The organism is Xenorhabdus littoralis, assembly GCF_033949345.1.
GTDB classification, from domain to species: domain Bacteria; phylum Pseudomonadota; class Gammaproteobacteria; order Enterobacterales; family Enterobacteriaceae; genus Xenorhabdus; species Xenorhabdus littoralis.
Window position 1 is genome coordinate 1 of the sequence record NZ_VCDP01000070.1, and the last position, 25,551, is coordinate 25,551.

The window sequence follows — 25,551 nt, forward strand, 5'->3', positions numbered from 1 at the left end:
ATGCCGGAATCAGAATCCGGTGCCTTACCGCTTGGCGATACCCCAACTGAATTTGTAAATGGTGGCTACGACGGGATTCGAACCTGTGACCCCAGCATTATGAGTGCTGTGCTCTAACCAGCTGAGCTACGTAGCCATTTACAAAATAAACTCGTGATAACCTTCAGTGATATGGCTGGGGTACCAGGATTCGAACCTGGGAATGCCAGGATCAAAACCTGGTGCCTTACCGCTTGGCGATACCCCAACTAAATGTTATCACTGCAACCTTGTTATTCTTAGAATATGAATTTAACTCGCTCTCCGTTTTAATCATTTGTTTCAGTAAAATGGCTGGGGTACCTGGATTCGAACCAGGGCATGCCAGGATCAAAACCTGGTGCCTTACCGCTTGGCGATACCCCAACTGAAACAACACACTAAAACTTAAAATAGTTATTAAACATATTCTAAGCACAACCCGACAAAGAAATGGTGCGGGAGGCGAGACTTGAACTCGCACACCTTGCGGCGCCAGAACCTAAATCTGGTGCGTCTACCAATTTCGCCACTCCCGCAAAGATGGTGGCTACGACGGGAATCGAACCTGTGACCCCAGCATTATGAGTGCTGTGCTCTAACCAGCTGAGCTACGTAGCCATCTTTTTTCGCTTTGCCTTCATCGGCGGTGCGGGGCGCATTATGCGTATATCAGACAGATGCGTCAACTTCTTTTTTAAAGAAATATGCACAAAAACGTTTGTTTGTTTGCCCCGTAATCGTTTTGCTGGCTTTGTCGGCAAAAACGGTCGAAATTATCCCCCAAGAAGATGTTGCAGCAGTACACCATTAAGCATGGCACGTTTCGTCAGCGCGAAAGCACCAATAGCAGAACAGTGATTTAACTCAGAAACGACCACGGGAAGTTCCTCTCGGAATTCCTTTAGTACCTGCGTGTTGATACAACTCTGAATCGCAGGAATCAATATCTGCGCTGCTTCCGTGATTTCCCCTGCAATAACTACTTTTTGGGGATTAAATAAGTTGATTGTTATTGAAATGGCTTTACCAAGATAGTGTCCCACTTGCTTGATGACTTCTGTCGCCAGCGGATCACCCGTATTGGCTGCGAGGCAGATTGCATGAATATTGCAGTTATTCAAGGTAAGCTGACTCGGAAAACCCTGGCGTAGCTGATGCTGTACTCTGGCTTCTATTGCTGAATTGGAGGCGATAGTTTCGAGACAGCCAAAATTACCGCAATGACAACGTTCTCCCAAAGGTTCTATCTGTATATGGCCTATTTCACCCAGATTGCCGCGCTTGTTAAGCAGGATATTGTTGTTAACGATGACACCAGCACCTGTGCCACGGTGAATGCGTACCAGAATGGAATCTTCACAATCACGGGTTGCTCCGAAATAATTTTCTGCCAAGGCAAGGCTGCGAATGTCATGTCCAATAAAACAGAAGATTTTAAAACGATCTCTAAGATTTTTAACCAGAGGCCAGTTATCCACTTTGATATGTGGCATATAGCGGACAATACCTTCATCAGGATCAACCAAACCGGGAAGAATGACGGAGATTGCGATCAACTCCTTGGTTCGGCGTTGATTTTTATCCATGAAGCTCTCAATGGCGGAAATAATTTTCATCTCGACTTCTGACTGAGTATTTTCCGGAATCGGGAATCGCTCTTCAACTAATGCTTTGCCACTCATATCGAACAGTGCCACGGTTGCATCATGACGTCCAAGTCTAATGCCAATTGTATGGAAATGACGGTTTTCGGTGATGATGGAGATAGCGCGTCTTCCCCCCGTGGAGGCTTGGTGTTCGACCTCCTTTATCAGCCCTCGTTCTAATAACTGACGAGTAATTTTAGTTACGCTAGCGGGAGCAAGCTGGCTTTCTTCTGCAATCTGGATGCGTGATATTGGGCCATGCTGATCAATGAGTCGATAGACCACAGCCCCATTTAGCTGTTTGACTAAATCAATGTTACCGATTTGCTTTTGTGCGTTCTCATTACTCATCAGTTCTTATACTCACGATAGTTTGACTTCATTTCCGTTAACAATGGTCTTGCTGATGTTGAAATCGTGAGTAAATGCAGTCAGATTCGCTACCTTGCCGGATTCAATTGTGCCGAGGTATTTATCAACACCGATTGATCTGGCAGGGTAAAGCGTCACCATTCGCAACGTTTCATCCAAAGCAATACCAACATGTTCAACACTATTTTTAACACAATCAATCATTGTGATTGATGAGCCGCTCAGTGTTCCATTCTCATCAACACATAAGCCGTTTCGATAATATATTGTTTTATTGGCAAAGGTAAATTGCTCCATCGCATCGGGAGAAAGCCCAGCAGGAAAAATTGCATCCGTTACCAAGATCAGTTTTTCATTTTTTAATTTCTTAGAATTACGGATATTTGGCCATGAAACATGCATACCATCACAAATAATGCCGGCATAGACTTCAGGAGAATCATAAATGGCACTGACTAGCCCTGGTTGGCGGCCGGAAATGGGGGGCATGGCATTATATAAGTGGGTAGAGAAGGTAATACCATTTTGGAAACCACGACGTGCTTCTTCATAGGTGGCGTTAGAGTGACCCGCAGAAACAATAATGCCGGACTCAACCAACTGTTGAATATATTTGCTCTCCACCATTTCAGGTGCGAGGGTGAGCTTAGTAATGGCATCCGCATTAAGGCAGAGGTAATTAACCATTTCTGGTGTTGGCTTACGGATATAAGCCGGATTGTGAGTCCCTTTTTTTATCGGATTGATATAAGGCCCTTCCAGATGAAGTCCTAGCGCCTGATTGGGATTTTTTTTCAGATAGGCATGCATAACTTCGATGGCTTTTATCATCAATTCATCGGGACTGGTAATAAGAGTCGGTAAAAAACTGGTACAACCATAACGCTGATTGGTTTCCTGCATGGTATGCAGGGTTTCTTCTGAAATATCTTCCAGTCGATCATTAAACTGGACGCCACCGCAACCATTGACTTGCAGATCAATAAATCCGGGAGCGAGGTTAGCGCCATGTAAATCGTGTTTCTCGATATCTTCCGGTAACTCTTCTACCGGACAAACCTTTTTAATCAAACCATCTGCAATGATAACCGCATGGTTATCGAGTCTGTCATATCCGGTATAAATAATGCCATTAGTTAATGCGTACATATTGGTTTCCTAACTTCTAGCTAATTAGCTGGCGAATTCATTGATAATGTCGGCTTCTAACTGGCGAAAATACTTCACTGTCTTTACTTTCAATTCCATTGTTGCGGGTTCATCACAGACAATGAGTGCTTTGGGATGCATTTGGAGACAACTGATTGTCCACATATGGTTGATATTCCCTTCTATTGCCGCTTGCAGTGCTTGTGCTTTATTCATTCCTGTCGACAGGATCATGACTTCCTCAGCATCCATTAAGGTTCCTACGCCGACCGTCAATGCATATTTGGGGACTTGTTCCACATCATTATTGAAAAAACGGGAATTCGCTGTCCGTGTTTCAATGGTGAGAGTCTTGATACGTGTACGTGAAGAAAGAGAAGAAGCGGGTTCATTAAAGGCGATGTGTCCATCATTGCCGACTCCTCCCATGAATAAATGGATCTTGCCATAAGCTTTGATCTTATTTTCGTAACGCTGGCATTCAACATCAATATCTACCGCATTTCCGTTTAATAAATTGATATTTTCTTTCGGAATATCAATATGGCTAAAGAAGTTTTGGTGCATAAACGAATGGTAGCTTTGAGGGTGGTCTTCAGGCAGGCCGATGTACTCATCCATATTAAATGTCACAACGTGTTTGAAACTCACTTTTCCAGCTTGATACAGAGAGATAAGTTCTTTGTAAGTTGCCAGTGGTGTGCTCCCCGTGGGAAGCCCAAGTACGAAAGGATGTTCGGCGCTTGGATTGAATTCATTGATTTTATTGACAATGTAGTGAGCGGACCATCGACCTACATCACTTGCCGTAGTTAGGGGGATCAACCTCATGATTACCTCTAAAAAATTATTAATTAGTTTAATTATTAAGGCTATACACGGTATCCGAGATATTCAAGATATCTATATTTGTCGTCTTTCAAGCTGCATCTTGAAATCTATCGGTATATGTCATGTGTGATAGCTGTAGGGTAAAAACCGCATATCATACCTGTTCTATATGGGTTCTTGCCTCTTTCAATTCAATGAAGATATTTTTAATTGAAAAATAAGATTGCGTCAAATCTATTTTTTTGATTAAAAAATTACCATTTATGGTGACTCTAATCACATATCAGAAGTATTTAATTTGCGATGAAAAATAATCTTTTTAGACTAAAAGTGTTTTAACAAGAAATAGATAAATGATGTCATCACGTCATCAATTAACTAAAAGACTCCATTAACGGAGCTTCAAGGGGGCATAAGTGAATATTCTGAGCTACTTACAACGGATTGGCCGGGCATTGATGGTGCCTGTGGCAACATTGCCCGCAGCGGCAATATTAGTCGGTGTAGGGTATTGGATTGATCCAACAGGTTGGGGGGCCGATAATGCGCTGGCGGCACTGCTTATCACATCAGGCAATGCCATTCTCGACAATATGGGAATGTTGTTTGCAGTTGGTATCGCCTACGGTATGTCGAAAGATAAAGATGGGGCCGCTGCGTTGGCGGGTTTAATCGGATTTATTGTTGTCATGAAACTGTGCTCTCCCGCAGCGATAGCGATGATTACAGGTACTCCGATTGAAGAAGTATCAACGGCATTCAGCAAAATTAATAACCAATTTGTTGGGATCTTGGTTGGTGTACTCTCTGCTGAACTGTATAACCGCTACAGTAGTGTGGAACTGCCACAGGCATTATCTTTCTTTAGTGGCCGCCGTTTAGTACCCATCCTGAATTCTTTCTTGATGATTATTGTCTCTTTTGTCCTGATGTTTGTATGGCCTGTGGTCTATGGTTGGCTGGTGGCATTTGGTGAAAGCATCACTAACCTGGGTTCAGCAGGTGCGGGTTTGTACGCTTTCTTCAACCGTCTGTTGATACCCATTGGCCTGCATCATGCTCTTAACTCTGTTTTCTGGTTTGATGTGGCAGGTATTAATGATATTCCTAACTTCCTGGCAGGTCAGAAAACCATTGCAGAAGGCACAGCCATTCCCGGAATTACAGGGCGCTATCAAGCAGGTTTCTTCCCTATCATGATGTTTGGTTTACCGGGAGCAGCATTGGCGATTTACCATTGTGCGCGTCCTGAAAATAAAGCGATGGTCGGTGGTATCATGATGGCAGGGGCATTTGCTGCTTTCTTCACCGGTGTGACTGAACCCCTTGAATTCTCTTTCATGTTTGTTGCACCTGTACTTTATGTGCTGCATGCCATTATGACGGGAATTTCAGTTTATATCGCGGCAGCGATGCACTGGATTGCCGGTTTCGGATTCAGCGCAGGGTTTGTTGATATGCTGCTTTCCTCGCGTAACCCACTGGCTGTTCATTGGTATATGCTGATCCTGCAAGGTCTGGTGTTCTTCTGTCTTTACTACGTCGTATTCCGTTTTACCATCAAGAAATTTAACTTGATGACACCGGGTCGTGAAATGTCAGCGACAGATCAAACAGATGGTTATGACGTTAATATGGCAAAAAAAGACAGTAACTTTGCTGGCAACATTCAGGAAGAAGCGCGCCAATACATTGCTGTTGCAGGAGGTTCAGATAACCTGACAGGTATAGATTCCTGTATCACTCGTTTACGCTTATCTGTGAAAGATTCCGGCGTAGTCAATGAAAGAGCGGTAAGAAGTCTTGGTGCTTCCGGTGTTATCCGCCTGAATAAACAAAGTGTTCAGATTATTGTTGGCACTCGGGCGGAGTTAATTGCTGAAACGATGAAAGAAGTGATGGTAAAAGGTACCGTTGTGGAAGCAATGACCGAAATACCACAGTCTGAGGAAGATGTTCTGGCAGAAGAAAAGAGTAAGCAAAAAAGCGAATCCATTCTGACGTTGATTGCTCCTGTAACAGGTGAACTGGTTAAATTGGAAGATGTCCCTGATGAAGCCTTTTCCAGTAAATTGGTCGGAGACGGTATTGCGATAAAACCGACATCCGATACTGTTTTTTCACCCATATCAGGCACTGTGGTGAAAGTTTTTGATACCAATCATGCCGTATGCATTGAGGCAGAGAATGGTGTTGAGGTCATTGTCCATATAGGCATTGATACCGTCTCCTTGAATGGTAAGGGGTTTGAGCGCTTGATTGAAGAAGGCGTAAAAGTGAAGGCTGGAGAGCCCATATTGAAGTTGGATCTTGATTACCTGAACGCTCATGCTAAATCGATGATAAGTCCGATTGTTATCAGCAACATTGATGATTATTCTGGAGTGAACATTCTGGCTAAAGAGAATGTAATAGGTAAAAAGTCGGACTTATTCCAAGTGATAAAATAAGTTAATTAATATTCCCGGAAGCATGGCTAATTATGTTCCCGGGATTCATAATTTGGTTTTTATAACATAAAGTTATAATGTGTTGTTTAGTCATATCCACTTGCTATATGATGAGCTGATTATGATAGTGCGCTGTGGGAAGAAACGAAAGAAATCACTGAGGAAGATATTACTCGACAGAAAGAATTGTGGAAATTTCGTAGAAACAAACGTCCGCAGATAAAAAACATTAATTCGAAAGGGTTAATACAAGCTGGACTTGATAACCCGGAGGAATTTAAAGATAGAAATATTTATATTGCTGTTCATCACACTTTCGCTTTAGACGAAGCGGATCAAATATATGCGAAAAATTTAGCAAAATCCGAAGACAAAGAGTGGGGTTTTTATGAGGATTGGAATGAATTAACAAATGGTGCTACGTTAATCTCGGTATATTATGTCACGAGAAGGAAGGTTCAAATAGACGGCTTATATGAAACACCCAAAGTTGCCGTAATTCTCACTCCTGATACCGAAGATAATTACAAAAAAAGCCAGTATAAAGTTATGTTATGAAATCAAGCAATATGAAGGGTATCAACTTGAACCAAAAAATGATGAAAAGATAATCTCACGTTTTAAGAAAAACCTATTACAATACAAAAACGAGAATATCCCTAAAAGTAAAGGTTTTTTAGTACCATTCTATGAATGGTGTCGGGATAGAAAGGCGGATCAAAAGCCACATTTAACAGATTCTGAATAATAATACAGTAACAAATCAACAAATCCTCAGGAACATAGAAAACTATGTAACTGAGGTTGAGTAACCCACGGAATTTATGTACAGGGCCCAGGGCATTTCCACAACTCACCGCCTCAACGTTTATTTTCATAGAAATATTAATAAATCTGCTCGTGACTCACCCAAATTTTTTACCATTTTCCGGCCTTCGGTTACGTCGAATTGCACGGTGAATAGAGGCGTTATGGATACCAATCCGTCAGGCTATCATGCTCACACTCATCTTTGATCGGACAGATTGAGATAGTTTATCGATAGTTAATTCCCTACCCAAATCACTTTCCGAGCGTTGCACTTATTATCTGAATTCAGGGTTTGCTTCCAGAGTAATGAGGTTGTATTTATTATGCGAATCTTCCAAATACATTTAATTTATTGTGGAGAAAAGTGTGATCTATATCGATTTTATATAATTTTTGTTTTTTTTATGTAAATTTTATTTTGCTTAAGTTAGTTTAATCCTGATAAATTTGCGTATGCTTTTTGTTATTTTTATGTTTCTAAATTCAATTCTATCCTATCCGTATAGGTATTATTACAGATGGTTTATAATTGATAGTAGATAGAAATCATATTTAGATGAAATATGAAATTAAGTTTAATATCACTAAGCTAAAAATAAAACCTCTCTACGAGATAGGTTCGTGCTATATATTAAAAAAATTAAATAGGATAAAAAATGTCTAAGATCCTTTCTGAAGAAAAAATGGAAGAATACTTAAAAAGTTGGGATGATAATGGCTATATAGTTGTAGAGTCAGTGATAGAGAGAGAGCAAGTCCAGAAAACAATAGATTCTATATTTGATTTTCTCGAAATGGACAAAAATAAAAATATTGATTTTTATGATAAAGATATTCGTTCTCGTTCAGGGATTGATGAAATGGGTCGTATTCCTTTTTATCATCATCAAACGTTGTGGGATAATCGCCAAAATCAAATAATTCATTCAATTTATGAAAGAATATTTGGTACTAAAGATCTTTTAGTTAGTATTGATAGAGTTAATATGAATCCTCCAGTTAATGATGATTGGAAGTATGAAGGATTTATCCATTGGGATATTGATGTTTCAAAACGGCCATTGGAAAGAAAGATACAAGGTTTATTGAGCTTGACTGATGATGATGGAAATTCTGGCGGATTTCAATGTGTTCCTGGGTTTCATAAAGTTATTTATGAATGGTTATCAAAGCAACCTGAAGGATATAATACCAGATTTCCAGACACTACAGGAATGAAAATTGAATCTGTACCACTAAAAGCAGGGGATTATGTGATCTTTCATGGCGCATTACCTCATGGAAACAAACCTAATATTTCTAATAAACCTAGGTTAGCTCAATATTTTTGCTGTTTTCCACGCACTGATATTACTGAGCAACAAATTATAGAGCGAATTTTAGCTTATCAGCAAGGATTACCTACTACATCTATAACAGGCAAGCCCTTCCCTGTTAAAAAATCTGATCAACAAAGTACTGATAAGATAAAATTAACAGAATTAGGAAAATTATTGTTGGGGTTTTAATGATATTAACTCTAATATGTTATAATGGAGAGAAAGATGAATCATGTAGAGAATAATATTGATGTTTCAATTGTTCTTCCTAGGTATAATGAAAATTTTCTTATTATTGAGAAAACCATACAGCGTATTAGAAAAATACAAGAAATATTGAATGTGCAAGTTATCATTGTTAATGATTCAAATAGGAATAATTTTCATGATGTAGATATATTAAAAATAAAAAAACAATATTCTGATGTTATGGTTATCTCTAATTGTGGTAATTATGGTAAAGGATATAGCATTAGGCGAGGTGTCGACCTGGCAAATGGTAAGTATATTTTTTATACTGACATTGATTTTCCAATAAAAGAGAGTGATTTCTTTAGAGCATATCAACAAATTAAATCATCTAATATTGATTTGGTTATTGGTGAGAGATTCTCAAAGAATAAATCAAGAGCGAACGTATATCGAAAAATAACGAGTAAGTTCTTTTTGAAAGTCGTTAATCTATTATTAAGATGTGAGGTTTCTGATTCCCAGTGTCCATTCAAAATGATAAGTTCAGAGCTGGCAAAAGAAGTGTTTTCTAAGCAAAAAATTAAAGGATATGCTTTTGATGCTGAAATTATTTATCTAACAAATAGACTTTCCAAGAAACTATATCAACTTCCTGTTTTTTGGGAAGATACGAGGGAGAATTGGAGTTTTACGAAGACGCTTATTAATTATAGTGTTATGATTTTATGGGTGTTTTCCATCAAGATTTATTGGGTTATAAATGATCCTAAAGTAATGAAAAGTATTTTTTAATAAATTGATTTTTATTTTAATGTTACTGGGTCTTATTACTGTTTTATGAGGTTTTTACTTTTGTTATTGACACTAGTGAACAGCAATCTATATTTTATAAAGCATAGTTTATAATATTTATATTTTATTTTGGAGAGGTAATGAAAGTTTCTAATATAAGAGCTATTTTATTTGATATGGATGGTACTTTGGTTCAGTCATTATCAGAAGTTGAAGTTATCTGGTCTAAATGGTGTGATATGCACAATATTCCTGTAAAAAGGGTATTGGAAATTTGTCACGGTGTGCGATCTATAGATGTCATTTTATCTGTTGCTCCATATTTGAATGTAGAAGAGCAAATACAGATATTAAATGATTTAGAAATTGAATATTCTAATACTGCTAAAGCATTACCCGGAGCAAAAGAATTTTTGCACTCTTTAGGTTATTGTCCATGGGCTGTAGTAACTTCTGCTAGCCAGAGTGTTGCATACCATAGAATGAAAATTTGTGGTCTGAATATACCCGATCTTATAGTTGGTTCTGATGATGTGCTAAATGGTAAGCCGCATCCTGAGCCTTATCTCATGGCAGCTAAATGTTTGAATGTGGCAGTTGAAGATTGTTTGGTTTTTGAAGATGCCAATGCTGGGGTGCAAAGTGCATTAGCAGCGGGTTGTAAGGTTATACAGATAGGTGGTGAAGAAAAAATGTTTGATTCAGTCATAGAGGTAGTTAATGATTGGAATGAGGTTAACATTTCTTCTATGGGGCATTATACTTTCAAAATTAGTATAACCCCATCATAATATTTTAAATTTTTTGATATTAAAAATAATTTTTTATTGTAACGTAATGGTTTATATTATAATTGAGATATTCCATGAATAATATTATTTCAACTAGAATCATTTTCCTTGCGGCAGGTATGGGAATTGCTGCATGGGCTCCTCTTATACCTTTGGTAAAGGCAGATCTAAATATTGATACAGGGGAATTGGGCTTTTTATTACTTTTCCTTGGATTTGGCTCAATTATATCGATGCCTATTACAGGATTTCTTACTACTTTATTTGGTTGCCGCAAGGTTATTATATGTTCAGGTTTATTTGCTATTGTCTCTTTACCATTACTAATATTATCTTCTAATATCACCCAACTTGGATTCATGCTTTTTATATTTGGTGCATCTATTGGTACAGTAGATGTTGCAATGAATATTCAGGCAGTCGCAGTTGAAAAAGCTACAAATAGAAACTTAATGTCAGGGTTTCATGGATTTTTTAGTCTAGGTGGAATTCTGGGGGCTGCTGGTGTATCGGTATTGCTTTATTTTGGTTTTCTGGCTCTAGAGTCTTGCCTAGTTGTATCTTTTATACTGACTATATTATTTTTATTGTCTTATTCAGGGCTGATTGGTTATCAGATAAAGAATGAAGTTGATGAAGATAAAGATAGTAAAAAATTTGTTTTTCCCAGAGGTATAGTGATTGTAGCTAGTTTACTGTGTTTTCTAATGGGAATCATCGAAGGCTCTGTGATTGATTGGAGTGGAGTGTTTTTAGTTAATGAGCGCAATATCGATGTTTCATTCAGTGGATTTGGTTATGCTGCTTTTGCCGCTGCGATGACAATAGGGCGGTTTTTGGGAGATAGAATTATCTCAAAAATAGGGAAGGGAATAGTATTTTTTACCGGTACATTAAGTATTTGTGTTGGTTTCTTTATCATTGTTAGTGTAGAAACTCTTAATCTGTCTATGATTGGGTTTTTCTTTATTGGTTTAGGTGCGTCAAATATTGTTCCGATATTATGTTCTATATCGGGTACTCAAACAATAATGCTTCCTAGCCATGCTGTCGCTTCTATTGTAACGTTTGGATACTTTGGGATTATGATTGGGCCCGCTTTAATCGGACTTGTTGCACATCATTCTGGTTTAGAAACGGCATTTTATATATTATCCATTGGTGCATTAGTTATGCTATTAAATACAAGAATAATAAAAAAACATTGAGCTAATAAAATACATTTATCATAAAAATATTAAGGAATATCATTATGAATTTCCCACAATGGCCTTGTTTCACAGAAAAAACACTTAAAGATATTCAAGAACCACTTTTATCTGGTCAAGTTAATTATTGGACTGGAAAGAAAGGCATGGAATTTGAAAATAAATTTGCCAATTGGATTGATGCAGAAATGGCAATTTCCTGTAACTCAGGTACTTCCGCTGTCAATATTGCAGTTGGCGCATTGAATATTGGCCCAGGTGATGAAGTTATTGTTCCTTCTTACACCTTTATTGCCACTTCTTTTGCCGTTTTACAATGTGGGGCCATTCCTGTTTTTTGTGATACGACAGAAGAGCATACCATTGATCCCAACAAAATTGAGGCGTTAATTACATCACGTACTAAAGCGATCATCGTTGTCCACCTTTACGGTGTGGTATGTGATATGGAACCGATTATGGTCATAGCGCGTAAGCATAATCTTAAAGTAATAGAAGATAGCGCGCAGTGTTTAGGTGGAAAATATAAAGGAAAAACGGTCGGTACAATTGGTGATATTGGAACCTTTAGTTTTTGTCAGTCAAAACATTTTACGACGGGGGGAGAAGGAGGAATGGTCGTCACCAATAATACGGAAATCGGTTGGGAATGCCGAGCCTATCGTGATCATGGTTTTGATGTGAGAAGAAAATTTGATCTTCTCGCTTTGGAAGAGGTTTCATGGCATGTGCATAATCGTATTGGTTACAATTATCGCATGACTGAAATTCAATCGATTATTGGCATCAATGAGCTGGAGCGATTTGATGATTGGAATATGAATAATCGTAAGCAATACGCCAAGATTTACGATGAAAAATTTGCCAATATAGAGATGATTGATAGCCTGCCATTAAACACTGAAGATAGATGTAATGCATATTGGTTATATCCGATAGTTTTTGACCTCACTAAGCTGGATTGCACGGCTGAAGCCATCTTGAGTGACTTGAAAAAGATTGGTGTTCCTGCATTTAAGATCCAATGGCCGGAAGCTTATGGGGAAAAGGTATTTCGAGAACTACGTGGCTTTGGTTCAGCCAATTTCCCTTTCCATTCTACAGAGTACACCTCCCCGGAATCCGTCAATTACCGTGATGTGGTGTGTGAAACGGCGCGTTCTTTATTACCAAGAACAATTAGCTTGTATTTACATCCGAGTTGGAATGAAGAACATATTGTTTATTGTGCAGAGCAATTGATAGCAGTGTTGAACAGTCACCGAATTGGTTGATTTTATAGCGGGAAGCGCTTTAGCTTCCTGCTTTTCCACCCTAACTTTACCCATTCCGCCATTTCCCATTAACTAAGTGTTGTTTCTCGGTTCAGCTTATTAGATTATAGGGAGTTATATTGAAGCGCTTTTTGCATTGAGGAAAAAAACGATGAGTGAGGCAGATGCCCGCCCGACAAACTTTATTCGTCAGATTATTGACGAAGATTTGGCAACTGGTAAACATACATCCGTACATACCCGTTTCCCGCCTGAACCCAACGGTTATCTGCATATCGGCCATGCCAAGTCAATCTGCCTGAATTTCGGCATCGCTCAAGACTATCAGGGACAATGCAACTTACGTTTTGACGATACAAATCCGGTTAAAGAAGATATCGAATACGTTGAGTCGATTAAAACTGACGTACAGTGGCTGGGTTTCCAGTGGAGCGGTAATATCCGTTACTCTTCTGACTATTTCGACACGCTGTATCAATACGCCATTGAGTTAATCAACAAAGGATTGGCGTATGTTGATGAGTTGAGTGCGGAAGAGATCCGTGAATATCGCGGTACGTTGAAAGCACCGGGCAAGAACAGCCCGTATCGTGATCGCAGCGTAGAAGAAAACCTCGCCCTGTTTGAGAAAATGCGGGCGGGTGAGTTTGCTGAAGGCAAAGCGTGTCTGCGTGCCAAAATTGACATGGCATCATCGTTTATCGTTATGCGAGATCCGGTTATCTACCGCATTAAATTTGCTGAGCATCACCAGTCTGGCAATAAATGGTGCATCTACCCGATGTACGATTTCACGCATTGCATTTCCGATGCGCTGGAAGGGATCACCCATTCCATCTGTACTCTGGAATTCCAGGATAACCGTCGTTTGTATGACTGGGTATTGGATAACATCACAATTGATTGCCATCCACGTCAGTACGAGTTTTCTCGCCTGAATCTGGAATATACCGTGATGTCGAAGCGCAAGCTGAGCCAATTGGTAACAGAAAACATCGTTAATGGTTGGGATGATCCGCGTATGTTAACCATTTCTGGTTTGCGTCGCCGTGGTTACACTTCAGCTTCTATCCGTGAATTCTGCCGCCGCATTGGTGTAACGAAGCAGGATAACAACGTTGAAATGGCGTCATTGGAATCCTGCATCCGTGATGATCTGAATGAAAATGCTCCGCGTGCGATGGCTGTTCTTGATCCGGTGAAACTGGTAATTGAGAATATGCCGGAAGGCGAAGTTATTCTGACGATGCCTAACCATCCGAACAAACCAGAAATGGGCAGCCGTGAAGTACCATTCAGCCGCGAATTGTATATTGATCGTGCCGATTTCCGCGAAGAAGCGAACCGTCAATATAAGCGTCTGGTACTCGGTAAAGAAGTTCGCTTGCGCAATGCGTATGTGATTCAGGCTGAGCGTGTTGAAAAAGATGCGGAAGGCAATATCACGACAATTTATTGCCAGTACGATGAGCAAACCCTGAACAAAGATCCGGCTGATGGCCGCAAGGTTAAAGGTGTGATTCATTGGGTAAGTGCAGCACACGGCGTACCTGCGGAATTCTACCTGTATGACCGTCTGTTCAGCGTAGCAAACCCAGGAGCAGAAGATGACTTCCTGTCTACCATTAATCCTGAATCGCTGATGGTGCGTAAAGGATTTGTGGAGCCGGGATTGGCGAATGCACAGCCAGAAAAAAACTATCAGTTTGAACGTGAGGGTTATTTCTGTGCTGATAGTCGTCTTTCAAGTCCTGAACATCCGGTGTTTAACCGCACGGTTGGTCTGCGTGATACTTGGGCGAAAATCTCTCAGGGATAATGCGACCTCGGTTATCTAATCCAAGCATAAAAAAGCGTGATTATTTTCACGCTTTTTTTATGTTTTAAATAACTGTAATGAAAATTAGTTCGTTCAGATGAGATAAAAAATTGCCTTATAGTCACATACTATGTAGGGTTATTGGTCAGCCAGATTTGTACATTATTTGTCCATTGAAAAATAATAAATTCGGACGAGGTAATTTATGAAAATCGTTAAATTACGTACCTTGGTAGCACTCATCACGACAGTTGGATTTATGGGCAGTACCCATGCAGACATGGCATCACCAATTTCACCTTTGATGTCATCGCAACAGATAGTGGATTCTCTGAGTCAGCTAAAAGTCAATTTCAAAGTGATTGATAATCAGGCTGGGTCACATGGCATCAATTGTGCCATTTTAGGTGCAGATTCGGCGGCCTGTAATCGGGTCAATATCACCTTGAGCAATGGCAATCAGGCAATCGATTCTTCTGATTGGGCGATTTATTTCCATAATATTCGCCAGATCCTGAAACTCGATAATGAGCAATATAAAATCACCCACATTACGGGGGATTTGCATAAATTGGAGCCGACGAAGAAATTCACTGGCATCAAAGCCAATGAAAAGGTTGTATTGCCGATTATTGGCGAATATTGGCAGACTTATAGCACAGATTTTATGCCGCGTTGGTATGCGACTTCCGGCGATGCGGTGCCTAAGATATTAGCGAATACCGATACGGAAGATATCAGTAAGTTTTTATCTGATCTGGAAGGTGATCAGTGGAAACGAACTACGACGGATAACAATATCCTGATGACACCTGAAAATCGTTTTGTAAAAAATCAGCAGGTGGCAAAAATCAGTGAAGATGCATTACGTGGGCAGATTATCCCTACACCTAAAGAACTTTCTGTTCAGTCGCAGGATGTGGATTTGTCCCGTGGAGTGAAATTAGAGCTGGGAGGGCTGAGCGACGCATCAATTAAGGTGATCAAAGAACGTTTTGCCGGCAAAAATATTGCCTTAACAGATAGCGGTTATCAGATCGCGACACAAATCAATGCAAACAAATTTACAGGTCATTGGCGGGTAAAAGGCGCGTATTCATTAGTCATTACCACTAAGGGATCACAAATCGTCGCATTTGATCAATCTGGCGTATTTTACGGTCTGCAATCCTTACTTTCCTTAATTCCTGCTGATAGTACACCTAAAATTGCAACATTGACGGCAAAAGATGCACCCAGATTTGAATATCGTGGCGTATTCCTTGATGTCGGACGCAATTTTCACAGTAAAGAAGCAGTCTTGCGTTTGCTCGATCAAATGGCTAATTACAAATTAAACAAGTTTCATTTTCATCTGAGTGATGATGAAGGCTGGCGTCTGGAAATCCCCGGTTTACCGGAACTAACCGAAATTGGCAGTCAACGTTGTCATGATCTGAGTGAAACACGATGCCTGTTGCCACAATTAGGATCTGGCCCGGATAATAACAATATGGGCAGTGGTTATTTTAGCCGTCAGGATTATATTGATATTCTGAATTACGCCAAATACCGCCAGATAGAAGTGATCCCAGAAATTGATATTCCTGCCCATGCTCGTGCCGCAGTTGTATCGATGGAAGCGCGTTATAAAAAACTGATGTCGCAGGGAAAAGAGCAGGAAGCCAATGAGTATCGCCTGCTTGATCCGACAGATACCTCAAATACAACATCTGTGCAGTTTTATGATCACCGCAGCTACCTTAATCCATGTCTGGACTCCTCCAAGCGATTCATTGATAAAGTGATTGGTGAAATAGTTTCCATGCATAAAGAAGCCGGGCTGCCGTTGAATACATGGCATTTTGGCGGAGATGAAGCAAAAAATATCCGCTTAGGCGCTGGGTATCAGGACAAAGATGGGCCAGTAGTACCGAATAAGGGAATTATCAATCAAAAAATCGAAGACAAACCGTGGTCTAAATCTCAGGTTTGTCAGAAGATGATAGCGCAAGGCGTGATTAAAGATGTTGATGAACTCGCCAGCTACTTTGCTATTGAGGTCAGTAAAATTGTCAACGCTCACGGAATTGACACAATGCAGGCATGGCAGGATGGTCTGAAACATGCCAAGTCAGCGGAAGACTTTGCCACTAAACATGTTGCGGTGAATTTCTGGGATACCCTTTATTGGGGAGGTTATGAATCTGTAAATGACTGGGCTAACAAAGGGTATCAGGTAGTCATCTCCAGTCCTGATTATGTCTACGTTGATATGCCGTATGAAGTCGATCCGAAAGAGCGTGGCTACTATTGGGCAACTCGGTTTAATGATGAAGAAAAAATTTTCAGTTTTGCCCCGAACAACATACCACAAAATGCTGAAACCTCAGTAGATCGCGATGGCAACCGCTTCAATACCCACAGCAATAAGCGTTGGCCGGGGGCTTATGGAATATCAGGGCAATTATGGAGTGAAACCGTGCGCACGGATGAGCAGATGGAATATATGATCTATCCACGTTTACTGCCTCTGGCAGAACGTGCATGGCGTCAGGCGGGCTGGGAGCTGAACTATCAGCAGGGCAGGGAGTATAAAGGCGGAATAACGCATTATGTTGATATGGATGCACTTAAGCGAGATTGGGAACGTTTTGCCAATCTGATCGGGCAGTACGAGCTGGCTAAACTGGATAAATCCCATATTTCATATCGTTTACCCGTACCGGGTGGCAAAATTGTTGCCGGAACATTTGAGGCCAATATTGCTTTGCCGGGAGTCGTTATCCAGTATTCATTGGATGGGGGGAAAACATGGCAGGTTTACGATGATCGGCAGCGTCCGCATGTCAGTGGAAATGTGAAAATTCGTTCTGTCAGTAGTGATGGTAAGCGCTTTAGCCGGATAGATGAAGTGAAACTTCAATAGTGAAACTTCAATAGTGAAACTTCAATAGTGAAATTTTAATAGTGAAATTTTAATATAGTACATCCAATGGATTTCAAGCTACAGCGTAGCCAACAACGCCGTAGCTTGAAAGACAAAGGATAAAAGCAGACTGCCGATTAACTTGAGCTAATCGGCAGTAGCTTATTCAGGCCAAACCAGACAAGAGCAGAAAAAATAGCAGAAAACGATTTCAATTATCCCTTGTCATGCCTGTTTATTACGAATGTTCATCATGAAGTGAATTATTTTCGCGACAATCACCAGAAGTACAATGACCATATAAATAGAGGCTGTGGTTTGAGAGTTTAATCCCATAACGTTCAGCAATATCTTTCTGACGCTCTTCAATTAAGTCATCGCTGAATTCAATGACCTTACCACAGTCGAGACAAATCAGATGGTCATGGTGATGTTGCTGAGTGAGTTCAAAAACCGATTTACCGCCTTCAAAATTATGGCGTGTGACTATGCCGGCATCATCGAACTGGTTCAGTACGCGATAGACAGTGGCGAGGCCAATCTCTTCACCGATATCAATCAGTTTTTTGTAGAGGTCCTCCGCACTGACATGATGGCATTCTGGGTCCTGTAGCACTTCCAGAATCTTCAGGCGCGGAAGTGTTACTTTAAGTCCAGCATTTTTCAATGCTTTATTGTTGTCGGTCATGCGGATTCAGTCCTGTAACTTGAGTTAAGTGAACTTATGATACTTGGGGGTATCGCGATGGAATCATAGTTCTGTTTCACGTTGTTGATTATAGGCATGGATATTCAAAATGAAAATCATGCCAACCCCGGTATCATGACACATTATGCAGTAATAATCCTGCATGAAAGGGAACAAATGCCCTTATGCGTCCAAAATTTCAGACAGACTCATTTCAGTCTTGATCTGTTGTACCCAAGTGTCAACACGTTCATCGGTTAATTCTGGCTGACGATCTTCATCAATAGCCAGACCGATAAAGTGATTATCGTCGGCCATGCCTTTAGAGGCTTCAAAGTGATATCCTTCGGTCGGCCAGTGGCCTACGATGATAGCGCCATGAGGTTCAATAATATCGCGAATGGTGCCCATAGCATCACAAAAGTACTCTGCATAATCTTCCTGATCACCACAACCGAACAGGGCGACTAGTTTCCCTTCAAAGTTGATCTCTTCCAGAGTCGGGAAGAAATCATCCCAATCACATTGAGCTTCGCCGTAATACCAAGTTGGGATGCCAAGTAGCAGAATATCGAAGGCTTCAATGTCTTCTTTGCTACTTTTGGCAATATCGTGGACTTCAACAACATCAGCACCGCCCAATTTTTCTTGGATCATCTTGGCGATGTTCTCTGTGTTGCCTGTATCACTGCCGAAGAATATACCTATTATTGCCATAAAATGGGTTAACCTCTTGTTTTATCTGTGTATTAAAGCCATACACGTCGCGCTGAAATCAGCAGGAAAAATGTCAGTTTTAATAAAATGAAAAGCGTTATTCTGACCAAACATCTATGACAAGTCTGTCAGATTTGTGTGGTGATGCCGCTTCATTGCTGCTATATAAAAGCCGTTAATCGGCAAGGTGATTTTTTTCTGCCAGTTGAGCTAACAGCATCTGTTCAATCAGTTCACTACGACTGATATTGTGCTGTTTTGCCAGAAGATTCAGTGCATAGACGGCATCTTCGTTGAGTTTAAGTTCCACTCGACGCAGTCCCTTGACTTTATCTCGTCGCAACTGGTTACGTTTATTGATCCTAAGCTGTTCATCTCTGGACAGCGGGTTTGTTTTAGGTCGCCCAGGCCTGCGTTCATCTGCGAACAAATCCAGTGTGGTGCGATCAGTTTGTTCTTTTGCCATAAATTCAATTGATAAAGGGCGTGTACCAGTAATATAGCGGGCAATAATACCTTAGCTGGACGCGTGTCGCTACTGGTTGATGGGAGAGATTGTTGCAATCGGTGTTTACGGTGCAAACGTTTTTCGTATCATGCAGGTAAGAAAATCAAGATTTTCAACCCATTCATAATCTGATCCCATACCTTTTCTTCCGATTGTTCCATCAACGGTGGCCATTATCCAGGATACCGCCTGCTCAGCATTAATCTGCTTATCTATTTCTCCGGTCTCAATACCCTGACGAATTAATGAGACTAAACGTTCCCTGACTTTTTTATCGTTTTCGGTAAATATCTTATAAATATTGGGATTACGGCTGGCTTCAGCAATAATTTCAATACTAAGACGTGCATAGCCGGGTTCATTAGAGAGATAGAGCAGTGCCGCCATTATTTTTTCTATTTTTTCTATTGTTGCGATGGGCGAACTTTCATCACTACAGTCAGACAAGATTTTGTCATAGTCCTGACTGTCTTCTTCTGCGATAGCTTCAATAATGGCACTTTTGGTCGGGTAATAGTGAAACAAATTCCCGGGGCTCATGCCCGCTGCTTTGCAAATCTCTGCGGTTGATGTTGCATGGAACCCCTTTTCGATAAAACAGGAAATAGCGGCATCAAGAATATGTTTGCGTTTGGCTCTCTGTTTTTCCGTTAGTTTTTTCACCTTATCTTCCTCTTCTTGTCAGTGATAATCGAGATCGTCCTTTGTTACCGATGACAATTTTCTAAGATATGGAGTCATAAAATTTTTAAAATCATCCATATAACTATAAATAACGGGTACAAACAGCAAACTCAACAATGTTGAACTAATCAGCCCACCAATAACCGCAATCGCCATAGGTGCCCGGAAACTGGCATCTGCCCCGCTGGTTATGACAAGAGGGATCATTCCGGCAATCATGGCAATCGTTGTCATGATAATAGGCCTGACACGTTCTCTGCCTGCCTGAATAATCGCTTCATTCCGTGACATACCGGAACGTGCTCTTTCGAGGATAAATTCAACTAATAAGATAGAGTTTTTGGTTACAATTCCCATCAGCATTAATAGGCCGATAATAACAGGCATATCAATCGCGGCATTATAGAGGAGCAGAGCGATGATCGCACCACCGATAGCAAAGGGCAGGGCAATTAAAATCGTCAGCGGCTGTAAAAAGTCCTTGAACAGAACAATCAGAATAGCCAGCACCATCAAAACACTCAGGAGCATGGTGGTGGAAAAACGTTCAAACATCTCATCCATGTATTCCACGTCACCATATACAACTCTTTTGACCTCTGGCGGTAAGTTCTTCAATGATGGTAATTCATTGATCTGTGCCAGTGCTGTTCCAATTTCAATGCCACTGAGATCGGCCTCAATGGCAGCCTTACGTTGTCTGGAAATGCGCTCTATTTTGTCCGGGCCTGAAGCAAAAGAGATATCAGCGACAGATTTGATCGGAACATTGGTATCGGCTGTACTGTTGACATAGAGGTCACTCAAGACGGTCAGGCTATCCCTGTCTTCTTTAGATAATAAGACGCGGATAGGAACCTGCCTGTCTGGTAAATTAAATTTAGAGACATTGGCATCACCCGCGCCAATGGTTGCTGTTCTGATTACCGAGCCAATAGTATCCGTCGTCACACCCGCTCTGGCGGCTTCGGCTATATTGGGTGTGATAATCACTTCCCGTCGTGGTAAAGGTTGTAAGATCTGGATGTTTTTCAATCCATTCAATCCCATCATTTCCCGACGTAACTGATTTACTGTCTGAGAGAGTATTTCGGGATTATCACTGGCCAGTACAATGGAAACATCTCGATTGCCCTCATTATTGCCAAAATTATATCGAATATCAGGGATCTCATTTAAAATAGGCGTCAATGATTGCTCAAATTCTCTTTGTGACAATTTACGTTCATTGATGGGAACTAAATTGATAAGAATATTGCTTTTATTTTGACTGATATTGCCGGATGAACCATCAACACCGGCAATGGAAAAAATATCGACAATTTCAGAACGATTTTTCAATTTCTTAATAATTCGCTGTAAAATTTCATCACTTTGCGCTGCCTGTGTTCCCGGCGGGGTTTCGACCTCTATTTTGGCAATACTGACATCTGATTTAGGTAAGAAACCGGATGGCAATAAATCAACCAGAATTAATGATCCCAAAAGAAAGACAGCGGCGAGCGCTAAAGCCGTTTTGCGGAATTTTAATGTTTTATCCAAAATAGAAAGATATTTTTTGATCCATTCAGGTGTCTTAGCTTCATCTGTTTCTATCTGCTTTTCAGGTAACGATTTTTTAGGTAATAGCAAATAAGCTGACATCAGGGGGGTGACCAGTCTGGCAACCAGCAATGAAGATAATACGGCAGCGGATACGGTAATACCGAACGGGACAAAATATTTGCCGACGAAACCACCCACAAAACTGACGGGCAGGAAAACAGCAACAATCGTGACAGTAATCGCAATAATGGCAAACCCAATGGCATTTGATGCCTTAATGGCCGCAATATAAGGTCTTTCACCCCGTTCAATATATTTTTCTATATTCTCTATTTCGACTATTGCATCATCCACTAAGATACCAATGACTAATGTTAATGCCAGCAACGTGATGCTATTTAACGTGTAATCAAATAGATGCAGAACAATAAACGTCGGCAGTATAGATAATGGCAAAGCCACTGCGGCAATCAGTGTTGCCCGCCAGCTTTTCAGGAAGAAAAACACCACAATAACCGTTAATACTGCCCCTTCGATCAGGGTTTGCATGGTCAGGTTATAACCTGACACTGTATATTTTACGTTTGATGTAACCAGTTTGATATTGATATCAGGACGCTCTTTGCCAATATTGTTCAGTGCTTGCGTGACGCCTTTTTCCACTACGGTATCACTGGAGCCTTTGGCACGATATACCGCAAAACCAACAACCTGCTCACCATTCAAACGGGCAATCGTAATAGTCTCTTTATGGGCATCACTGATCGTTGCAATATCTCCCAACGTCACCCAATTATTCTTACCTAAAGGCAGTTTTAATTGGCGCAAATAATCAACTTCATTCTTCGCACCTAATATACGTATAGTGTGATTTTGTCCGGCAACAGTCATATTCCCGCCGGGAATATTGACGTTGTTCTGGAGTAATAAATGGTTAATATCGGTAATGCTGATCTTTAACGCAGCCATCTTTACAGGATCAGGTTCAACCAAAATCTCCCGGCTTGTGCCACCTAATCGCGTTATCTTCTGGACACCTTCGACCGTCAATAATTTTTTGCTTAAAGTATCATCCACAAACCACGATAATGCAGTCAGACTCTTATCTTTTGACTGAACGGTATAATTCAGAATTGCGCCGCCTTCGACATCAACGCGACTGATAAGGGGTTCTTCTATTGTCTGGGGTAATTCAGCCCGGATTTGTGTAATTTGCTCGCGGATATCATTAACGGCAACGTTAGGATCGACGTTTAAATTAAACTCAACAATCGTGATAGAAACACCATCGGTTATTGTTGAGTTAATATGCCGGATTCCGGGGAGCCCGGAAATGGCGCGTTCCACAGGTTGTGTAACGGCATTTTCCAATTCAGAGGGAGACGAACCATCTTGCGTGACAGTAACAGTCACTACCGGAAAATTAATCACAGGGTTAGCATTAATGGGTAATTTAAAGAAAGAAAATAGCCCTGCGACAGTGAGTGCCAGAAAAATAACAATCGTAGGGATCGGTTTCCTGATCGCCCATTCGGATAACTGGAATTTCATCTTATTTTTCCTGTGATGTCATAGAAACAGTATCCATTTCCTGTAGGAATGGCGACGCAGAAACAATCACTTTATCTTTTGATGATAATCCTGACTTTATTTCAATCCAGTTATCAAAAACCCGTCCGGTGATAATTTGCTTTTTCTCGACAACATTATCCTTACCGACAACGAAAACACTCGCTTTGTTTTTATCAGACATATTGGCGGCACTATAAGGAATGGTATTTATTGTTTCAGGCTTCAACTGAAACAGGGCTGAGCCGAAATCACCCAGCTTGATATCTTTGGGCACATTTTCAAGGGAGATCCTGATTTTGCCTATTTGAGTAATCGGATCAATTTTCGGTGAAATATATCTCACCTTGCCGGTTATTTTATCTCCCTCTGTCAGGGAAATAACCGCAGGAGATCCGGTATTCACCTGTTTTAAGTTAGAAATATAGGCTTCGGCTGAAAACTCATATTGGTTATTTTCAATTAACTTAAACAGGGGATTATCATCAGTAATCATACCGCTTATGGCGACACGTTCACTGATAACCCCGTCTTTGGGCGCGATTATGGTGGTTTTTGCCCGTTGAGTCTTCTCCTCGGCTAATTGGGCTTGTAACTGCCGATACTCTGCTTTTGCTGCATTTAAGGCAGATAATGACGAGTTTGCCTCCATTCTGAATTTATCGAATTCACTGGCAGAAATCACGCCGGTAGTGCTCAGCGGTTTTGCCCGCTTAAGCTCAGACTGAGCCTGATTATTCATTGCTTCATTTTGTTTAATCAACGCCAGTGCTTTTTCCAGCTCCGCTTGTGCTCTTTTGACTTTCTCATCCTGAATCGGCGTTTCCAGCGTCGCCAAAATCTGTCCTTGTTTTACATAGTCGCCTTCTTCGACCAAAACATCAGTAATGACAAGTTGGGTAAGCGCAGGGGTTATCGCAATTTCATTCTTGGCAACCACAGATCCCAGAATTTTAACCGAAGGAACAAAAGGAACGGCCTGCATCGTTGTGGTTGAAACACGCATTTGCTCTTGGGGAGGCTTGGCATTGGTATGAAAAATGAATATGGAAAAACAAAAGCCAAGAAGAGGGAGGAGATTTCTTGCCATTTATCGTCCTTACAGATGATCACTTAAGCGAGAAGATGATTTTTAGACAGATTAGTCTATCTATAATTTATGTGCAATTAAATTTGATGGTCGTAACAAAACACAATAAGAAATGATAAATCGCTTCAGGCAAAGGTGTGTGCCAGTTTTTTTGAGGAGGGCGTTTTAAATGGTATTAATCTCTGTCTTTATAACTTGAAAGACGATGGATATATGTGTGACTTTTTTCGCAAGCAGCGAATTACGATTTTGTCTAATAAATGTGACCGTTTAAACGGTCACAGAATATTCTTTCAGAGAAAAATATCAGGCTTTACGTTGAAGCGTTTGGAGAGTGCCTTGATATGCGCAATAGTTAATGCGCGTTTGCCTGAAAAATCTGGCTGATAAGTGATTTAAAACCAATCTCTTCTTTCAAATCTGAATAAGAAAGAGTGTGTTGATCCATCAATACGCGTAATGCCGCTATACCCGTAGGCATATCTTCTACAGCTTTATTAAATTCGGCAAAGCATTCGTTGTTGTCTTCATACTCAGTGATTTTTGCAGCCAGAAAGTCTATCAGCGGACTTTCATCATCGTTTTCAATGAGGTAATCCACCATTTCTAACGCGTCTTGGTAGGCTTCTTCAGATGTATTTCCTCCCAAGAAGGGAACGGTGGCTACCAGTATCTTTGTTGCTTCAAGCGCTTTAGCAGGTTCTGTAATCATTCCTTTGTCTCCCGATACTCTTTCGTTAATTTATTATATTCTGCGTGAGTGACTATGTATTTGACGTAGAAGCGTTTGTTTACGAAATTTATGTAAGTGATCATTCGTAAATTATTTCCTCCTATATCTATTACCCACCATTTGTTTCGGTACTTAAAATTATCGAGACTGGGGAACTGTTTCAGTAACTCCGCAGGACTCTCAAAATTTTTTCTTTTAACAGCTTATATGTTGCAATAATCACATCCGCATCATTTGGGAAATCGCGGGCTGCTCTCTCAAATGGTTCCTTGGAAATAACGTGCATATTGTTGCTTTAGCATAATTAATTCACCTTTCGAATCAACATTATCCTCACCAGTCGTCCGCAGACACCGGTGCTATTGACCCATCCCGGAACGATGTTGCCGTCCACACGTTGCCACCCCATACCGAGTTGACAATTAGTACCAAACT

The 25,551-nt window shown here is 40.6% G+C and carries 18 protein-coding genes, 5 tRNA genes and 2 pseudogenes; 9 read left to right on the top strand and 16 right to left on the bottom strand.

Going from position 1 to position 25,551, the window contains the following annotated elements; translation table 11 throughout:
- Positions 1-59: 59 nt before the first annotated feature.
- From FE394_RS16140 to nagB, 8 genes are all read right to left on the bottom strand, one after another.
- Positions 60-136, bottom strand: a tRNA-Met gene (locus FE394_RS16140).
- Positions 137-172: 36 nt separating this feature from the next.
- A tRNA-Gln gene (locus FE394_RS16145) sits at positions 173-247 on the bottom strand.
- 83 nt (positions 248-330) lie between these two features.
- Positions 331-405: transfer RNA gene (locus tag FE394_RS16150), tRNA-Gln, on the bottom strand.
- 67 nt (positions 406-472) lie between these two features.
- Positions 473-557 (bottom strand) — tRNA-Leu (locus tag FE394_RS16155).
- Positions 558-562: 5 nt separating this feature from the next.
- Positions 563-639 (bottom strand) — tRNA-Met (locus FE394_RS16160).
- Positions 640-794: 155 nt separating this feature from the next.
- Complete coding sequence (gene nagC / locus FE394_RS16165; RefSeq protein ID WP_319927386.1) at positions 795-2,018, bottom strand: DNA-binding transcriptional regulator NagC; 1,224 nt, start codon at positions 2,016-2,018, stop codon at positions 795-797.
- A gap of 12 nt (positions 2,019-2,030) precedes the next feature.
- Complete coding sequence (gene nagA / locus FE394_RS16170) at positions 2,031-3,188, bottom strand: N-acetylglucosamine-6-phosphate deacetylase (protein ID WP_319927387.1); 1,158 nt, start codon at positions 3,186-3,188, stop codon at positions 2,031-2,033.
- 24 nt (positions 3,189-3,212) lie between these two features.
- Positions 3,213-4,019, bottom strand: coding sequence for a glucosamine-6-phosphate deaminase (nagB, locus tag FE394_RS16175; protein WP_319927388.1), 807 nt, complete (start codon positions 4,017-4,019; stop codon positions 3,213-3,215).
- A 416-nt stretch (positions 4,020-4,435) separates the two neighbouring features.
- On the opposite strand from nagB, the gene nagE reads away from it, so the two are divergent.
- The 9 genes from nagE (at position 4,436) to FE394_RS16220 (ending at position 17,582) form a co-directional block, all read left to right on the top strand.
- The gene (gene nagE, locus FE394_RS16180) at positions 4,436-6,469 is read left to right on the top strand and encodes an N-acetylglucosamine-specific PTS transporter subunit IIBC (protein WP_319927389.1); all 2,034 of its coding nucleotides are present in this window, start codon (positions 4,436-4,438) and stop codon (positions 6,467-6,469) included.
- A 186-nt stretch (positions 6,470-6,655) separates the two neighbouring features.
- Positions 6,656-7,027: a hypothetical protein gene (locus FE394_RS16185; protein WP_319927390.1), complete on the top strand. Its 372-nt coding sequence runs from the start codon at positions 6,656-6,658 to the stop codon at positions 7,025-7,027.
- Positions 7,028-7,935: 908 nt separating this feature from the next.
- Positions 7,936-8,787, top strand: a complete 852-nt coding sequence (locus FE394_RS16190; RefSeq protein WP_319927391.1) for a phytanoyl-CoA dioxygenase family protein — start codon at positions 7,936-7,938, stop codon at positions 8,785-8,787.
- 36 nt (positions 8,788-8,823) lie between these two features.
- Positions 8,824-9,582, top strand: a complete 759-nt coding sequence (locus tag FE394_RS16195; RefSeq protein ID WP_319927392.1) for a glycosyltransferase — start codon at positions 8,824-8,826, stop codon at positions 9,580-9,582.
- A gap of 140 nt (positions 9,583-9,722) precedes the next feature.
- Positions 9,723-10,373 carry an HAD-IA family hydrolase gene (locus FE394_RS16200; RefSeq protein ID WP_319927393.1) on the top strand — a complete coding sequence of 217 codons (651 nt, stop codon included), beginning with the start codon at positions 9,723-9,725 and terminating at the stop codon, positions 10,371-10,373.
- A 74-nt stretch (positions 10,374-10,447) separates the two neighbouring features.
- Positions 10,448-11,581, top strand: coding sequence for an MFS transporter (locus FE394_RS16205; RefSeq protein ID WP_319927394.1), 1,134 nt, complete (start codon positions 10,448-10,450; stop codon positions 11,579-11,581).
- Positions 11,582-11,625: 44 nt separating this feature from the next.
- Positions 11,626-12,855, top strand: coding sequence for a DegT/DnrJ/EryC1/StrS family aminotransferase (locus tag FE394_RS16210; protein WP_319927395.1), 1,230 nt, complete (start codon positions 11,626-11,628; stop codon positions 12,853-12,855).
- A 151-nt stretch (positions 12,856-13,006) separates the two neighbouring features.
- Positions 13,007-14,674, top strand: coding sequence for a glutamine--tRNA ligase (gene glnS / locus FE394_RS16215; RefSeq protein ID WP_319927396.1), 1,668 nt, complete (start codon positions 13,007-13,009; stop codon positions 14,672-14,674).
- A 205-nt stretch (positions 14,675-14,879) separates the two neighbouring features.
- Positions 14,880-17,582 carry a beta-N-acetylhexosaminidase gene (locus tag FE394_RS16220; protein ID WP_319927397.1) on the top strand — a complete coding sequence of 901 codons (2,703 nt, stop codon included), beginning with the start codon at positions 14,880-14,882 and terminating at the stop codon, positions 17,580-17,582.
- Between the two features lie 238 nt (positions 17,583-17,820).
- Here FE394_RS16220 and fur read toward each other — a convergent pair whose 3' ends face one another.
- The 8 genes and pseudogenes from fur to FE394_RS16260 form a co-directional block, all read right to left on the bottom strand.
- Complete coding sequence (gene fur / locus FE394_RS16225) at positions 17,821-18,270, bottom strand: ferric iron uptake transcriptional regulator (RefSeq protein WP_319927398.1); 450 nt, start codon at positions 18,268-18,270, stop codon at positions 17,821-17,823.
- Positions 18,271-18,453: 183 nt separating this feature from the next.
- Positions 18,454-18,987 (bottom strand): flavodoxin FldA, encoded by a 534-nt coding sequence (gene fldA / locus FE394_RS16230; RefSeq protein WP_319927399.1) that lies wholly within the window; start codon positions 18,985-18,987, stop codon positions 18,454-18,456.
- Positions 18,988-19,162: 175 nt separating this feature from the next.
- Positions 19,163-19,453, bottom strand: a complete 291-nt coding sequence (gene ybfE / locus FE394_RS16235) for a LexA regulated protein (protein WP_319927400.1) — start codon at positions 19,451-19,453, stop codon at positions 19,163-19,165.
- Between the two features lie 105 nt (positions 19,454-19,558).
- Positions 19,559-20,158, bottom strand: a complete 600-nt coding sequence (locus FE394_RS16240) for a TetR/AcrR family transcriptional regulator (RefSeq protein ID WP_319927401.1) — start codon at positions 20,156-20,158, stop codon at positions 19,559-19,561.
- An 18-nt stretch (positions 20,159-20,176) separates the two neighbouring features.
- Positions 20,177-23,275 carry an efflux RND transporter permease subunit gene (locus FE394_RS16245; RefSeq protein ID WP_319927402.1) on the bottom strand — a complete coding sequence of 1,033 codons (3,099 nt, stop codon included), beginning with the start codon at positions 23,273-23,275 and terminating at the stop codon, positions 20,177-20,179.
- A 1-nt stretch (position 23,276) separates the two neighbouring features.
- Positions 23,277-24,383, bottom strand: a complete 1,107-nt coding sequence (locus tag FE394_RS16250) for an efflux RND transporter periplasmic adaptor subunit (RefSeq protein WP_319927403.1) — start codon at positions 24,381-24,383, stop codon at positions 23,277-23,279.
- A 293-nt stretch (positions 24,384-24,676) separates the two neighbouring features.
- Positions 24,677-25,095 (bottom strand): annotated as a pseudogene (locus tag FE394_RS16255) (helix-turn-helix domain-containing protein).
- A pseudogene (locus FE394_RS16260) lies at positions 25,092-25,402 on the bottom strand (type II toxin-antitoxin system HigB family toxin). Before FE394_RS16260 ends, FE394_RS16255 begins: the two co-directional pseudogenes overlap by 4 nt.
- Between the last annotated feature and the right edge of the window lie 149 nt (positions 25,403-25,551).

Coding starts and splice junctions, on each gene's coding strand:
- nagC (WP_319927386.1), bottom strand. CDS start 2,018: ATGAGTAATGAGAACGCACAAAAGCAAATCGGTAACATTGATTTAGTC.
- nagA (WP_319927387.1), bottom strand. CDS start 3,188: ATGTACGCATTAACTAATGGCATTATTTATACCGGATATGACAGACTC.
- nagB (WP_319927388.1), bottom strand. CDS start 4,019: ATGAGGTTGATCCCCCTAACTACGGCAAGTGATGTAGGTCGATGGTCC.
- FE394_RS16190 (WP_319927391.1), top strand. CDS start 7,936: ATGTCTAAGATCCTTTCTGAAGAAAAAATGGAAGAATACTTAAAAAGT.
- FE394_RS16195 (WP_319927392.1), top strand. CDS start 8,824: ATGAATCATGTAGAGAATAATATTGATGTTTCAATTGTTCTTCCTAGG.
- FE394_RS16200 (WP_319927393.1), top strand. CDS start 9,723: ATGAAAGTTTCTAATATAAGAGCTATTTTATTTGATATGGATGGTACT.
- FE394_RS16205 (WP_319927394.1), top strand. CDS start 10,448: ATGAATAATATTATTTCAACTAGAATCATTTTCCTTGCGGCAGGTATG.
- FE394_RS16210 (WP_319927395.1), top strand. CDS start 11,626: ATGAATTTCCCACAATGGCCTTGTTTCACAGAAAAAACACTTAAAGAT.
- glnS (WP_319927396.1), top strand. CDS start 13,007: ATGAGTGAGGCAGATGCCCGCCCGACAAACTTTATTCGTCAGATTATT.
- FE394_RS16220 (WP_319927397.1), top strand. CDS start 14,880: ATGAAAATCGTTAAATTACGTACCTTGGTAGCACTCATCACGACAGTT.
- fur (WP_319927398.1), bottom strand. CDS start 18,270: ATGACCGACAACAATAAAGCATTGAAAAATGCTGGACTTAAAGTAACA.
- fldA (WP_319927399.1), bottom strand. CDS start 18,987: ATGGCAATAATAGGTATATTCTTCGGCAGTGATACAGGCAACACAGAG.
- ybfE (WP_319927400.1), bottom strand. CDS start 19,453: ATGGCAAAAGAACAAACTGATCGCACCACACTGGATTTGTTCGCAGAT.
- FE394_RS16245 (WP_319927402.1), bottom strand. CDS start 23,275: ATGAAATTCCAGTTATCCGAATGGGCGATCAGGAAACCGATCCCTACG.
- FE394_RS16250 (WP_319927403.1), bottom strand. CDS start 24,383: ATGGCAAGAAATCTCCTCCCTCTTCTTGGCTTTTGTTTTTCCATATTC.